The sequence below is a fragment of the Bacillus sp. FSL W8-0640 genome (assembly GCF_038007725.1).
Classification (GTDB): Bacteria; Bacillota; Bacilli; order Bacillales; family Bacillaceae_G; genus Bacillus_A; species Bacillus_A cereus.
Genome location: NZ_JBBOXT010000001.1, coordinates 2,706,253 through 2,720,768 on the forward strand (window position 1 = coordinate 2,706,253; position 14,516 = coordinate 2,720,768).

A 14,516-nucleotide genomic window follows, 5' to 3' on the forward strand; every position below is an offset into this window, starting at 1 on the left:
TTTTCTCTATTCATCTGAGTTATTAAATTTCGCTAATGCGTAAATGCCTTCTTCATCATCTAATTCAAGTTGTAATCTCGCTGCGAATGGATTGACATTATATTCTCTGTCAAGCAATAAACGTAAAGCTTCGATTAAGTTTGCTTGAATTAAAATTTGCTGGCGACCATTTACCTCTACTTCCGCAGAGAAACCGTAGTCGTCATCATACATGAGTTCAACTAATACTTCTTCTGGACCCACTTGTCTTTTTTCAGCGATATATATACAAAGCGCATTTATAAGCTCTTGTTCAGAAATTTTTATTGTTTCCATGCTACTTCATCTGCCTTCTTCTTACGTTGGTCTTTGAAGTATTTAAATGCACGAACTGCTAACATTACGATACCAGCCATTACTAACATATTTACCATAAACGCTAATACAGAACCAAGAGCTCCCATATTTGCAAATAAGCTACCCATTAGTAAACCACCAAGACCACCTAGTAATAAACCTTTCATAAAGCTTCCTTTATTACTTTTTGGTGCCGTGTTTGTTGCTTTCGTTTTTGAATCTGGAGTCGTTTTTTGAGAATTTACATTTGAGTCTTTTTTGTTTAAATCAACTTTTGACTTTTGACCTGAACTTGGTGTAAATGATTTTTTACCAGATTTGTAACTTTTCGCTGCTGCATGATCTACGAACATAAAGCTACTAGCCCCAAAGATAACCATGAATGCTGTCATTACTGCTACAAGTTTTTTCAACATATTATATCCATTCTCCTTTTATATAGATATATGTGAAATCTATCTTTCTAGTAAATTCAGAATGATAGATTTGTTTTTAAGAACATTTTAAAGGTTCTTATGAACTTATTATATGAACTTTTGTCGAAATATGCAAGTATTATTTACTTTCAACAGTTTGGTCACAAAGGAAAAATTAAGCAAAACAGAATTGACTTTAAATGCAACAAAACATATTATAAGTTCATAAGAACTTTTTATTATTTTGGAGGTGAAAAGATGGAAACATTTCATCTCACACGAAACGAAATGGCTACCCTTCTTCTATCACTAAGAGGATGGAATACGAAAAAGCCTCTCGGTATTTTACAAGAAGCTTGGGCAAAGTCACATAAAAAAGATATTGAAAGCGGACAAAGCGTTACAGCTTTTATTACTACCGCACTTTCACCTATTTTTGAAAAGCTGATTAAAATTGACGATACTGATGTCGGTTTTTCATTAAATGAAATAGTTGCGCTTGGCAATCAGATTGAAAACACAAGTTTCTCTGTAACTGCTATGCAAAACTGGGTGAAACGAGATATAAAAGAAATGATTGGCTCTCCTCAAAAAGGGAAAAAATATTCAATTGAACAAGCAGCCTTACTATTTATTGTCGAAGATTTAAAAACAGCACTTGATTTTGAATCCATTCGTAAGCTATTACGCCTTATTGTAAATGATCCAGCTGATCGAAGTGATGATTTAATCAATCCTGTTCATTTATATGTAGCATACTCTTCTTTATTTGAAGAACTCAATCAAGGAAATTGCTTACAATTAAATGCAACAGATACCGTTCATACAATTGAAAACATCGTAAAAGAAAAAGCTGATAAAATCGCAAGTAAGTTCGATCAAATTAATAACGAACAACGCGAAGCAATTCGTAACGCTATTATTATTGCGACCCTTTCTGTACATACCGCTTATGTACAAATGTTAGCAAAGCGTTACGTAACAGCAACTTTATTTTTACAGAACTTAGATGTGAAGCCTTAAAAAATAGGAGCAGAAATGCTTCTATTTTTTTATGAGAAATTTTTAATAATCTTTTCATTAACCCTTCATGAAAACGTGGCTTATATACTTTACTATAATACTTATGAGAGACATAAAAGAATTGAAATAGCAATCCCCTATGCAAATAAGGTATAATCTACATATGGTGAACCTTTTATGCGATTAAATAAAAGGTTCTTATAATCAAAAATTCATAAACTAGAAGGTGCAACAATGTTAAGTAGTTTTATTCATTCAGTATTAACGTTTTTTGAAGGATTAGGTTATTGGGGCATTATGCTTGGACTTATGATTGAGATTATCCCAAGTGAAATTGTCCTTGCTTATGCAGGATACTTAGTATTCAATGGAAGTATCTCATTTATAGGCGCAGTTGTATTCGGTACAATTGGCGGTGTTATTGCCCAAATCTTTATTTATTGGCTTGGACGATATGGTGGACGCCCTATATTAGAACGTTATGGAAAATATATTTTCATACATAAAAAGCAAATAGACGCTGCAGAAGATTGGTTTAATCGTTACGGAACTGGTGTCATTTTTACAGCACGCTTCATTCCAGTAGTGCGTCATGCGATTTCAATTCCTGCTGGTATTACAAAAATGCCTTTACTACGTTTCACTACACTAACAGCACTTGCGATTATCCCTTGGTCTATTATTTTCATTTATTTAGGTGAAAAGCTAGGTGAAAATTGGGAAAATATTAACGATATTGCTGGTCCGTATGTGAAATCATTCGCAATTGGTGGCGTCGTACTTATACTTTTATACTTCGTTATAAAAAAATGGACAAAAAAGCGTAAAAATCTTGCTTAAGAATATAAAAAAGCCGCTATAAATTCAGAATTATAGCGGTTTTTTATTTATATTAATCTTCAGGAATTATATAACACCTTTCCATCTACATTTACATGGATAAGCAACCATTCAATCATTTCTTTCGTATATTATCTCAAAAAGGAGTGATTCCCCTATGCATTGGCAGCAAAAAATACCATACTTAATCGGACGCCCTATCGGTATTTCCTTCATAAATGGGCAAGGAACTTCTGGTGTATTATGTTCAGCTCATGATGGTCAATTATATGTGTATGAATACCTTATCAAGCCCAGTTCGCAATGAAACATTATGATTATAGACATATTCAAGATATACATGCATTCCCAAATTGTCCTCACCAAAATCCTCTATACTAAAAAAAATCGGAACGGCTCATAGCCATTCCGATTTCTATACTTTATTTCTCAGAATTAAATTTTTGCACTGCTTCATCAAAATAAATCCAACCTTTCCAGCCTAAATGAATCGTATCTTTTAAGAAATACTTATCATATTCATGACCAGAGAAATCAACTACTGGATATCCTGCTTTCTCAACCTGCTCTCGAACTTTTTTATAATACACTTCACGGCGTTCTTTCGGGAAGCCAGTATAATCATACCAAGGCCCATTTACAGGTACAGAAATAAAGAGTGGTTTGACATTTTTCTCTTTAAATAAATCTAAAATAATTTGTAAATCATCGTATTCTGGTGATTCATCATATGTTTCATTTGCTCTAAAGTTTTTTAAACCTTTTAGTTTTTTCTTCAGATTATTCTTATGATAATACGGATTTTCAATTCCGAATGTATTTGTAGTAGACTCTGCTTCCCCTTCTTGTTCTGCGTGTTTACGTGCGTCTTCCCAAGAAATTGAACGAAGTCCGATATTTGTTTTCTCTTTCATCGGTTCGATTTTAAATAAAGAGTTAAATAAATCTCTATGATCTAAAATATTTCGATGCATATAAGCAAGTGGTTTAACTAAACCTGCTTTTATGTTATGTTTCGTATCATTATATACAATACCTTCTAATGAATTTTTTAATATATCATCTTCTTGAACAACTTTATAATCTAATAGCCGTTTCGCGATTTGCTTCTTCATTCCTGGATTTATCTCATCATTAAAAATAAAATGATATGCTTGTTGTTTGGAGAAATTATTAGTGAAATCCCCTTGTGATACACCAGTCTTTGTAAACCATTGTGGTGAAAGAACAAACACTACTTTTTTACCTTCTAATTCATCCATAGTAGATGTCATATTTAAAATATGAGCTAAACTTTGTGTACCACCAGTTCCAATTAAAAACGGTGTAAAACCAGCTGGATTTACTTTGAAATAATTAGACGGATGATATGCATCCATTCGTAAAAATTCTGATGAACCGTACATCGGTAAATACTGTGAATTCTCTAACATTTTTTGCTGTAAGAAAACACTTTGTAATTTCTCTTTTTGTAAAGAAGTTGCCGCATCTTCTACCTTCTTATCACTAATAAGCGATACTAAACTTTTCGATGGGATTAGAATGATAATGAAAAAAAGCACACACGCTAAAATTATAGGACCAAAAGCATGCTTCATTTTCATCTTCTGTCCCTCTTTCTATCGTTATTAAATTGTAACCCTTGTTTTTGACACGTCATCTTTTCTCTCCTTTGTCTCTATACATGTTCCATTCTATTTATCTATTATATACATGTATGTATTTCCTTCCTTGTTCTATTAAGCCCTATATAAATAGCGCAAGAAAATGTTTCCATAGAAACATGTTAATTATACAAGATTCTACATAAATTTCACACTGGAATTTTAGTAATAATTTTATTTTTTAACAATGAAAAAATATATGAAATGTCTAGAATTCTTTGGATGATGTATGGAGTTCAAAATATGATAATAAGCGCCCGCTATGATCAACTTCATGAGTATATATAAACCCGAGCTTTCGTAAAAGTTTTTTCGAGCTCTCATTTGCTACTTTAACTCTAGCAATTATTCTTGTTACATTCAAAGTCTCTATTGCATATTTAATGGAAGCCTCTGCTGCTTCTAATGCATACCCATTCCTCCAATGTTCTGGGTCAAGAAGATACATAATTTCTATTTCACCTGTTTCATCTACCTTTCTTAAACCACAATGTCCTAAAAGCTTTCCTGTTTCACTATTAAATAACAACCATACCCCGAAGTCATACTGTTCCCAATGTAAGATAAGTTGCCCAATATAATCATTTGTTTCTTCCTTCGACATTCCTCTTGATTTAGCCAGCCATTTGCCAACAGTATCTTTTTTTAATATGTTATAAAACTGATCAATATCTTCTACAATTGGTTTCCTCATAAATAATCTTTTTGTATAAATTACTTTCTCTTCTTCAAACATAGACATCATTTTCCCTCCAAATACTGTTTACAGACTAATAAATTATACCATGAACTATTTTTCTAACTTTAAATAAGAAAAAACAGACTATCACATACGTGAAGTCTGTTTCCCCATTCTTTTATTTTTGTAAATCTGCCCATTTTAAACTTGTAGCTGGACCAAATTGATGTACATATAAATCTTTCACATATGGTTTTTGTAAGTAAGATAATCCACGCTGGAATACCGGTGCAATTACTGCATCATCAAGTAGCATTTTTTCAGCATCTTGCATTGCTTTCCAGCGAGCCTTTTCATCATTACCTAATTCTGTTTTAATCTTCTTAATTAATGCATCATATTCTGGATTTGCATATTCTGTATTATTAACACTGCTTCCAGAAAGGAATACTTCTAAGTAAGTCATTGGATCTGGATAATCTGGTAACCAGCGTGATAACGACATTTCATATTCTTTCTTCTTCTCAAGTGCTAATTTTTGCGTATGCGGCTGTAATTTCACATTCACTTTTAATCCTGGTAAGTTTTTCTCAAGCTGCTCTTTAATGTACTCTCCAACTTTTTTAAAGTTTTCTAAGTCATAATTTAATAATTCTAAAGTCACTTCATTTGTACCTGTCTCTTGTTTTGCTTTCTCCCAATATTCCTTCGCCTGTTTTACATTTGTCTTATTAAACTCACCAGACGTACTTCTAAAATCTTTCTTATCTGGGCCCTTTAAAAATCCTTTTGGTACGTAATAGTTCGCTGCAACCGATCCATCATTTAAAAATGAATCTGCGAGTCCCTTCTTATCAAAAACTGTACTTAGCGCAAGACGTGCATTTTTATTTTTAAGAATCGGTACATTTTCATTAAATCGGAAGAAGTACATAACTGGATCTGTATATTGTTTTAGCTCTTTATTATTTTTATATTTATCTACGAATTCTGTAGAAATAACAGCTCTATCAACTTTATCTGTTTCATATAAATTTACCGCAGTTGAAATTTCTTTTACAATTTGATAGTTTACTTCATCTAACTTTACTTCTTTTTTATCCCAATACTTATCGTTTTTCTTCATTGTAAAGCTAGCTTCATGCTTCCACTCTGATAATGTAAACGGTCCATTATATACCGCTTTATTTGCTTCTAATCCATATTTATCACCTTGCTCTTTCGCATATTTTTCGTTAATTGGATAGAAGGATGGTAAAATTAATAATTTCGTAAAATACGGTACAGGATGTTCTAGCTCTACGACGAATGTTTTATCATCCTTCGCTTTTACTCCTAATTCATCTAGACCTAGTTGTTTTTTATTTATCTTCTCAGCATTTTTTACATCGTACGCAATGTATGCATATTGAGAAGCTGTATCTGGATTAATCAATTGCTTCCAAGCGTATACGTAATCATGGGCGGTTACTGGATCTCCGTTAGACCATTTCGCATCACGCAATTGGAATGTATATGTCTTTCCATCTTTACTCACTTCATATTTTTGTGCGCCGGCTTCAATTTCTTCATCATTTTTCGATAGACGAAATAGTCCTTCCATTACGTTATTCAAAACGTTAAACGAGACTGCATCTGTTACTTTCCCTGAATTTAACGACGGAATTTCACCCGTTTCTAGTAACTGTAATACTTTCTTCTCATCTTTCGGCTTTGTTGCAGTTTTTTCTTTTGCGCAGCCAACTAAAAATGAAGAAACTAATAGAGTACTAACTAATGAGTAACGAACAACTTTTTTCATTTAAAAACCCCCTCTATTTTTAAGGTAAGTAACGACGAGCACCAGCGTATTCTTCTATATATCCTGGTGTATTTAGCGGTATAATCTCTACCGATCTTTCAGCTCTTGGTGAGTGAATCATATTGCCATCACCAATATACATTGCGACGTGATGGACACTACCTTTCCCTTGATCATGTGCAAAGAAAATTAAATCTCCTTTTTGTAGATTTTCTTTATCAACTGCAACTCCTGCTCTTGATTGCGGTCCAGAATCTCGCGGAATTGTAATGCCGTGCGATTTATAGATCGTATGCGTGAAGCCAGAGCAATCAAATCCAAAACCACTTGTACCAGCCCATATATACGGTAATCCTAAAAACATTTTCCCTGTGTTAATTAAATCATCGGCCGCCGGAGTTGGAATATCAGTTTGAGATTGGTAAACTGTTCCATCATTTTTACGTATCCATGCTTTTTGCCCATTTGGCAACAATACACGGTATGAAATTGTGTCTTCACTTAATAGCGGCAGTCTTGTATTATAACTGACTTCAAGTGATTTATGTTTTTCAGAAGGGTTTATATATAAAATCGCTGTTGGTTTGGTTATTAAGACAAAAGGTTCATTTGTTTTATCTGCAAATTCTTGATTATATGTTAATTGTTTTTCAGGCATCCAGCCCGGATAACCTTCTTCATTTCGGGGTGTTGGCTGTCCATGCACTAATACCTTCACCCATTCGCCTTTCTTATCAATAACAGTTACTTCTTGACCGAGTAACGCTTGTGTTTCTAATTTATTTGCATTTGTTAACCATAGTTTCTCGTCAAGTGTCATTGATTTCGTCCATTTCCATAGATCCACTGGATTTGTTGTACTCGGTGTATCGATTGGCCTTAATGAATCAGGTACTGTCCATAACGTTGCAGCAGATACATCTATAAATGCTTTATTATCCTTCTTTTCTTCAGCATTTGCCGATGTAAACGATGAAAATATAAATAAAGTTGTTAAAAATGCAGTTCCTACTTTTTTCATATTTATCCCCCTTAAAAGATAGTTTACTAGTCTCTTCTCCTAAGACTTACTATTCACTGTCGATTGAAGGTTTACCTTTGATCCAGAATAAGTCATTCCTTCTGGCTCTTCCATTAACCAAAGCGGTGCATCAAGATCAAAATAATGAATATTAGGATGCGCTGCCGCTAAATGCGCAACAGCACTAACGGAAAGTGAAGATTCCATCATGCTGCCCACCATACACTTCACACCAGCTGTTTCTGCGATATCTGCAATACGCCATGCTTCACGTATACCACCACATTTCATTAATTTAATATTAATGAAGTCTGCATATCTTCCTTGAACGAGCTTTAATGCGTCACTTGCTGAAAATATACTTTCATCGGCCATAATTGGCGTTTGCACACGATCTTTGACATACTTTAACCCATCCCAATCTTTCGCGTGTACTGGTTGTTCAATAAATTCTATATTTAAATTACGATTTTCCATCTCTTGAATAATAGAGACCGCTTCTTTTGGACTCCAACCTTGATTCGCATCTAAACGTAATATCGTATTTCTTGGTACCACATTTCGAATTGCCTCAATACGTTCCAAATCTAAATGCGCCTCTTTACCCACTTTAATCTTTAATGTTTGAAATCCTTTTTCTATATGTTTCTTCGCTTCTTTTGCCATTAATACAGGCTCATCCACACTCACTGTAATATCGGTATGAATTTCTTTCTTCCCGCCTAACAATGCATATAACGGCACATTTTGATATTGGCAATATACATCATATAAAGCGATATCTACCGCTGCTTTGGCACTTGAATTTCCAATACAACTCATTTGAATGCCCTGTAGTAACTGCTGAAACTGAATGATATTTTGACCAATTAAACATGAACGCATCGGTCCTAAAATCGCTTCTTCCATTCCGCTAGTGAAATCCCCCGTAATAACTGGCGTTGCGGCTGCAGCCCCCTTACCAATCACTCCTTCGTCTGTATGAATATAAACATCTATACTTTCAATTTCTGTTACAGTACGAAGCGCGGTTTTAAACGGTGTATGCAGTTTTACACGTCTACGATTTACTTTTACATCTGTAATTTTCATTTTGTTCATCCTTTCATTCTCCAATGAAGTGAAATTTTAATCTACCGGAGATTTATACCCACGGATTATTAGGTAAACCTATTGGGCATTTACTCTTCTATCTCTCTACTTTGTTTTCGTTCACTTTTGATGTAGGACGATAATGTGAAATAAAAAAATCCAGCCATAAGAATGATTCTTACGGCTGGATTTTGTCTATGATTGAGTAGACAAAGCAGCAATCTGATTATATTTTTTCTGTGCATCTTTTAGCGCTACAAGTAACGCTTTTTGAGAAGAACCGAAATATCGGTTCTTTACTTCCATTACTAACGCCGGGTCATTTATATTTTTATGTAGAAATAAATATTTAACAAATTGAGATGTTAATGCAATTGTCGCTGAGCAGTCTGCATCTACAATTTCCCCTGTATCCTTAACAAGTATAAATGCTACGAAATAGCTTTTAAACTTTTCAGTAATGGGATTATTTTGAGGTGCTTTCGCATCCCCTACGATATAAATTGTATTTGAGGCGTACACAGCTATCTTCCTTTCTTATACGAGGATAACGGGTTTCTTAATAGTCGTATGAGCGAGGAACTCAACGTTGATTAAAAAATGTATCCGCTTACCTTGTATTATAATATAATTGACAGAATTTTAACAACATTTATTTTAGTGCATATTCCATATTTATGAAAATAGCTTAAACTCTTCATTTCTACAATATGTGATTGTTCCTTGTACCATGACATTCATACATAAAAAACTGCACCCCCAATTGTTAGACGGTGTCTAACAATTGGGGGTGCAGTTCAATGGCTAACTGTTTTTATTACTTTGGCATCACAAATATAGTTTCATTTGACTTAGAAAATTGATACTCTTTTCTCGCTAACTTCAAAATTTCTTCCTCATCGTCTGTTAAATTTTCTATGTTAGTCTTTAAAGAATCTTTATCTTTCTTTAAAGATACTAATTGCTTCTTTTGATCCGTAATCGTATCTTTCTTTTTATCAATTACTTCTTGTTGTTTCGTTAAAATATATTGAACATATAGAGTAGTTGCCGCAATAAAAAGGACCATTAAAATAAGTCGCCTTAACTTCTTTTTATTTATCCTACGCTTGTCACTAGGTTGTGATAATTGCTCTGGTATATTAGGAACATTTACTCGCTCGAGTTTCCTCATTCAAATCCCCCTAACCCATATTTTTCACTACCATCGGCACGTTTTCTTACTAAACTAAATTCTATTCTTATAAAATAAACTCCTTCACAAAAATATCCCATAAATTAACCAATTAAAGATAGCATTCGACGACATTTCCATATTTACACCGATTTTTTTTATACATGCTGCTATAAAATAGTAGTTTCTGTAATTCTTTTTCTACTATTGTAGAAGAGTTTTTTCACACACAAAATTCCTTCCCCACATATCCATGTTATAACATGCTTACAAGGAGGGGGAATATGCATTACCGCACATTAGGTAAAACTGGAATAACTGTTTCTGAAATAGGTTTTGGCGCATGGGCAATCGGTGGTGATGAATGGGGACCTGTTAACGATAAACAATCTATAACCGCTATAAAAAAAGCAATTGAGTGTGGTGTGAATTTTATTGATACTGCGGATGTGTATGGTTTAGGACATAGTGAAAAGTTGGTAGCTACCGCGATTAAAGGACATCGTAATGATATTATCCTATCAACGAAAGGTGGTTTAATCGGACATCACTACGACCCTAATGGAGTTCCTGTATATGATACTCCCGAAAAAATCATCGCCGTATTCGAAACAAGTTTACAACGTCTTCAAACAGATTATATTGATCTTTATTTTTGTCATATTTGGTGGCATAATCGTAGAGAAACAGAAGCATTTCTACGTGCATTTGACATATTAAAACGTGATGGCAAAGTAAGAGCAGTCGGTGTTTCGACTCATGATTTACAATACATTCATCATTTCAATAACAACAACGAAATTGATATCGTACAACTTGATTACAATATATTAAATCGAAAACCAGAAAAAGATATATTACCATTCTTACAAGAGAAAAATCTAGGAGCTGTTATTCGTGGTCCATTAAAAATGGGCATTTTAACTGGAAAATTCACAAATAAAACAATTTTTCCAGATGGAGATTTACGCAAAGATTGGCCAAATGAAACTTGGTTTCAAGAAGACTTACAAACCGTAGAGAAACTTCGGCTGCTCTCAAATAAAAATCAGACCCTAGGGCAACTTGCACTTCGCTATGTACTCTCTCATCCGGCAGTAAGTGTTGTAATTCCTGGTGCAAAAACAGGAACACAAGCACAAGAAAATGCAAATGCATCTGTTCGCCCTATTTTGAGTGATGAAGAGCTTAACTATATTCATTCAATATAAAAAGCCCAATCCGGGCTTTTTAATTTGGCAAACTAATATCATACTCCATTCGCTTCGCTGTGTCCTCCGCAACATGCACACCTAACAAGTTTTTCACAATATGAAATGCCATATTAATTCCAGCTGAAATTCCGGCAGATGTTATAATATGTCCTTCATCTACAAACTTTACATTTTCTATAACTTCAACATTTTGAAACTCATTTTTAAACTTTTCAATACTAGCCCAATGTGTTGTTGCTTTTAAACCTTCCAGTAAACCTGCTTTCGCCAGTAATAGCGCTCCTGTACAAACTGAAGTCATCAGCTTTACTTCTTTCATTTGTTGGCGAATCCATTTTATTACTATTTCATTTTTTATTTCATATTTTCTAGCACCTAGCCCACCCGGAATTATTAAAATATCCACTGGTGGTAAATTTTCAATACTATAATCTGGCTGTACCTTCAATCCATTCCTTGCTGTAATCATTTCCCCATTCTCGCTAACTGTATAAACAGTAAATGTTTTTTCTTCATTCACCTCAGTTACAGAAAAAACTTCAAATGGCCCTGCAAAGTCTAACACTTCTACTTCATTAAATAAAAATATACCAACACTCCATTTATTCATCATAAGTTCACTTCCTGTTTCAAATGATGTAAAAGGTGATTATATCCTTTTTCTAATGCAATATCATACGCTGTTTTCCCATCATTTTTCTTAATCATCTTATTAGCTCCATTTTTAAGGAGCAACATAATTATTTCTTCATTTCCTAATAATGCTGCTTCGTGGAGTCCTGTCCAGCCACCACTTTGCATAATATTTACATCTGATCCTTTTTCAATTAAGAAAGCGACAAGTTCACTTTGCTTGTTCGCAATTGCCGCTTGCAAAGGTGTATTTTCATTTTCATTTTTCGCTCTACTATGTATATCTGCACCGCTTTCTAAAAGAAAACTCGCTATTTCTTTCTGTCCAAAATAAGCTGCTAAATGAAGTGGTGTCCAGCCATCTTCACTACATTCGTTAACAATACTTGGACTCGCCTTTATAAACTTCACTACTTTTTCCTTATTACCACTTATAACAGCTTGTGCTATTGATTGTAAATGCTCCATAATAATCTCCCATCCTTCAAAATATTTAAGCATCTCCTTCTACATGTTCTATTAATTATTATATTTTCCTTTTAAAATCTTAAGTTTACATAATAATATTATATATATTACTTTTTTGTGCTTAATGCTGAATAGCAATAATGTTAAAAATACTGCCTTTAAACAATGAAGACCATAATTTCATTAGAGTTACTGAAAAAGCAAGCAAAAAACTATACACATAGTTTTCATCATATTTGTTCATTTGCATAAAATAAAACAGGTAATGTCTATTCTGCTATTCATGCTTTCAACATATCAAATAATATTATTCCAATAAAAAAACAATCCCTTTTTAAAATGGATTGTTTTTTTATTTCTTTTTTATACTGTTTATTTCATTTTTGTATTTTCAATGATGAAATAATTACATTTACAAAAATGAAACGCTACTATCTTAACCCCTCTTATAGTAATTTTTTCGTTTGAAAACAAAAAACACACTTCCACCTTACGATTGAAAAAACATATGTAAAAGTCTCTAAAACAGCTGCCTTATCATACTAATCTATAGCAGTTCTGTCTTCTTCCCTTACCCGTTTCCTTTAACACATACGATTTTAAAACTAGCGCCGTTAATGAATCTGTTAATGTTTTATATGATAAATTTGATAATGCCAATAGATCGTTCGTATATAGCATTCTATGCTTCTCTAATAATAATAGTACTAATCGTTCAGACGGTTTTAATGCCCCATCACTTTCTAGTATAAAGTCTATATTTTTCATTTCTCTAATTATTACTCCTTATATCAAAAAATACTTTAGACGCTTATTTAATATAAAAATAATACATAACAAAATTATAAATATATTAAAATAGCACCATCTAAAAACACTATTATACTATAACATAGAAGTAGTGTTTCCCCAAATAGGAAATGCTTTTTTATATCGCTTATAAGATTCTTGCAAACCTACATAATATTTTGTACCATTACCCACCAAGTTTTCTTCTAATTTCGCTGCTCATCCTGATGTATTTGTAATCAATGAAGTTCTTCTAAATTTATAAACAAATAAAAAACGGTTCGTCTATCATGCCCTAAACATGAATGACAACCGTTTTCCAGCTTCTTCTTAATTAACATGTTCTATCTTAAATATTTCTTGCAATATGCGGCTTACTGTAATGACTTGTTCCACCGCCACCAACTACTACTTTACCGCCTTTTTCGAAAATTAATAATTTACTTGAACCATCTGCAAGAAGCACTATTACTTCAGCATTATTACTTGTTGCTACATAAATTACATAACCACTCTTTGATATACAAGTTTCCCAATTCGAATCAAATTCTGATCTTACTACACGATTTGAATACACTTGATTTTCAATTCTATCTTGTTCTACGTTTTCCAAATTGATTCCTCCCACTTCACTAAAATAGCATTTATAGGAAAATAACAGCCCTATATAAAATAGTAGCCGACTTTAACATAAATAGTATATGTAATTAGTAGGAGAATGCTTGGACAACGAAAACGAAATAGACTTCAAAAATTTCACAATTGAAACTTCTCTTTAATCATTTCCGCTACTTCTTTTGCACTCAAATACGTGTTATTAATTTTTATATACTCTTCTTTTTCAATTTCACCATGAAGAGAGTTTAATCTATGCTTTTTCATCGTTTCTTTCAAATTATTTTCAGACCACTCAATATCTCTTTTTTTCGGTTTATGTTCTAATCTATTCGGGCTTTTATTTCGTTCTAATCTTTCATCTAATTCCGCTTCCAGCTCTACAAAATGCACTGTCCCACCTTTTGATTCAAAAATACTTTCTACATGATGTATATAATCCCAATCCGCTTGGAGGTCAAATGCCCATATATACGTAAAAATCATTCCAGATAAATCACTTTTAGATACTTCTTCAAATATTTCATTACGAAATAAACTTACTAGTCTTTTTGCTTCTTTCGTACTGTAATCAAAAATTGGACTTACTAAATCAATTGTCATGTGGTTATGAAAAAGTTTTAAACCGGTTAATGTTGCTAATTCTTGCCCCACTGTCATTTTTCCAACTGCTTGTGGGCCAAATATTAATATAAGTTTCATTTATTTCCCTCCAATCTTTCTCTATAAACCATTACATAAAATAAAAAAT

General features: G+C 33.1%; 17 protein-coding genes and 1 pseudogene. 4 read left to right on the forward strand and 14 right to left on the reverse strand.

Annotated elements, in window-relative coordinates; all coding sequences use genetic code 11:
• Positions 1–6 precede the first annotated feature (6 nt).
• A complete protein-coding gene (locus tag N2V80_RS14035; RefSeq protein WP_000447747.1) occupies positions 7–315 on the reverse strand; it encodes a YxcD family protein in 309 nt (102 codons plus the stop codon).
• On the reverse strand, positions 303–752 hold the full coding sequence (locus N2V80_RS14040) for a hypothetical protein (RefSeq protein ID WP_000914478.1): 450 nt from the start codon (positions 750–752) through the stop codon (positions 303–305). The genes N2V80_RS14035 and N2V80_RS14040 overlap by 13 nt, the downstream gene beginning before the upstream one ends.
• A gap of 258 nt (positions 753–1,010) precedes the next feature.
• Here N2V80_RS14040 and N2V80_RS14045 point away from each other — a divergent pair, with 258 nt between their 5' ends.
• The 3 genes and pseudogenes from N2V80_RS14045 to N2V80_RS14055 all read left to right on the forward strand — a co-directional run bounded on the left by N2V80_RS14045 (position 1,011) and on the right by N2V80_RS14055 (position 2,996).
• Entirely contained in the window at positions 1,011–1,775 is a 765-nt protein-coding gene (locus N2V80_RS14045; RefSeq protein WP_000447231.1) for a DUF1836 domain-containing protein, read from the forward strand.
• 234 nt (positions 1,776–2,009) lie between these two features.
• Positions 2,010–2,615 carry a DedA family protein gene (locus N2V80_RS14050; protein ID WP_000952913.1) on the forward strand — a complete coding sequence of 202 codons (606 nt, stop codon included), beginning with the start codon at positions 2,010–2,012 and terminating at the stop codon, positions 2,613–2,615.
• A 157-nt stretch (positions 2,616–2,772) separates the two neighbouring features.
• Positions 2,773–2,996, forward strand: a pseudogene (locus N2V80_RS14055) (hypothetical protein).
• A 41-nt stretch (positions 2,997–3,037) separates the two neighbouring features.
• On the opposite strand, the gene dltD reads toward N2V80_RS14055, so the two are convergent.
• The 7 genes from dltD to N2V80_RS14090 all read right to left on the reverse strand — a co-directional run bounded on the left by dltD (position 3,038) and on the right by N2V80_RS14090 (position 10,046).
• Positions 3,038–4,219 carry a D-alanyl-lipoteichoic acid biosynthesis protein DltD gene (gene dltD / locus N2V80_RS14060; RefSeq protein WP_061655632.1) on the reverse strand — a complete coding sequence of 394 codons (1,182 nt, stop codon included), beginning with the start codon at positions 4,217–4,219 and terminating at the stop codon, positions 3,038–3,040.
• 268 nt (positions 4,220–4,487) lie between these two features.
• Positions 4,488–5,021 (reverse strand): GNAT family N-acetyltransferase, encoded by a 534-nt coding sequence (locus N2V80_RS14065; RefSeq protein WP_000061613.1) that lies wholly within the window; start codon positions 5,019–5,021, stop codon positions 4,488–4,490.
• Between the two features lie 115 nt (positions 5,022–5,136).
• Positions 5,137–6,759: a peptide ABC transporter substrate-binding protein gene (locus N2V80_RS14070; protein ID WP_000758254.1), complete on the reverse strand. Its 1,623-nt coding sequence runs from the start codon at positions 6,757–6,759 to the stop codon at positions 5,137–5,139.
• A gap of 19 nt (positions 6,760–6,778) precedes the next feature.
• Positions 6,779–7,780 carry a C40 family peptidase gene (locus tag N2V80_RS14075; RefSeq protein ID WP_000755430.1) on the reverse strand — a complete coding sequence of 334 codons (1,002 nt, stop codon included), beginning with the start codon at positions 7,778–7,780 and terminating at the stop codon, positions 6,779–6,781.
• A gap of 39 nt (positions 7,781–7,819) precedes the next feature.
• Positions 7,820–8,881, reverse strand: a complete 1,062-nt coding sequence (locus tag N2V80_RS14080) for a dipeptide epimerase (RefSeq protein ID WP_001038458.1) — start codon at positions 8,879–8,881, stop codon at positions 7,820–7,822.
• A 186-nt stretch (positions 8,882–9,067) separates the two neighbouring features.
• The gene (locus N2V80_RS14085; RefSeq protein ID WP_000271312.1) at positions 9,068–9,394 is read right to left on the reverse strand and encodes a DUF3870 domain-containing protein; all 327 of its coding nucleotides are present in this window, start codon (positions 9,392–9,394) and stop codon (positions 9,068–9,070) included.
• 295 nt (positions 9,395–9,689) lie between these two features.
• Positions 9,690–10,046, reverse strand: coding sequence for an FtsB family cell division protein (locus N2V80_RS14090; protein WP_001228371.1), 357 nt, complete (start codon positions 10,044–10,046; stop codon positions 9,690–9,692).
• A 284-nt stretch (positions 10,047–10,330) separates the two neighbouring features.
• Between N2V80_RS14090 and N2V80_RS14095 the strand changes: the two genes are divergently transcribed.
• Positions 10,331–11,257 (forward strand): aldo/keto reductase, encoded by a 927-nt coding sequence (locus N2V80_RS14095; protein WP_000559359.1) that lies wholly within the window; start codon positions 10,331–10,333, stop codon positions 11,255–11,257.
• Positions 11,258–11,276: 19 nt separating this feature from the next.
• Here the strand turns inward: N2V80_RS14095 and N2V80_RS14100 are convergent, their stop codons facing one another.
• From N2V80_RS14100 to N2V80_RS14120, 5 genes are all read right to left on the reverse strand, one after another.
• Positions 11,277–11,873 carry a DJ-1/PfpI family protein gene (locus N2V80_RS14100; RefSeq protein WP_000981432.1) on the reverse strand — a complete coding sequence of 199 codons (597 nt, stop codon included), beginning with the start codon at positions 11,871–11,873 and terminating at the stop codon, positions 11,277–11,279.
• Positions 11,870–12,361 carry an ankyrin repeat domain-containing protein gene (locus N2V80_RS14105; protein ID WP_000400681.1) on the reverse strand — a complete coding sequence of 164 codons (492 nt, stop codon included), beginning with the start codon at positions 12,359–12,361 and terminating at the stop codon, positions 11,870–11,872. The genes N2V80_RS14100 and N2V80_RS14105 overlap by 4 nt, the downstream gene beginning before the upstream one ends.
• Positions 12,362–12,898: 537 nt before the next feature.
• Positions 12,899–13,129 carry a hypothetical protein gene (locus N2V80_RS14110; protein ID WP_000789038.1) on the reverse strand — a complete coding sequence of 77 codons (231 nt, stop codon included), beginning with the start codon at positions 13,127–13,129 and terminating at the stop codon, positions 12,899–12,901.
• A gap of 370 nt (positions 13,130–13,499) precedes the next feature.
• Positions 13,500–13,763, reverse strand: coding sequence for a hypothetical protein (locus tag N2V80_RS14115; protein WP_000432429.1), 264 nt, complete (start codon positions 13,761–13,763; stop codon positions 13,500–13,502).
• 143 nt (positions 13,764–13,906) lie between these two features.
• Positions 13,907–14,467 (reverse strand): AAA family ATPase, encoded by a 561-nt coding sequence (locus N2V80_RS14120; RefSeq protein WP_000767061.1) that lies wholly within the window; start codon positions 14,465–14,467, stop codon positions 13,907–13,909.
• Positions 14,468–14,516 lie beyond the last annotated feature (49 nt).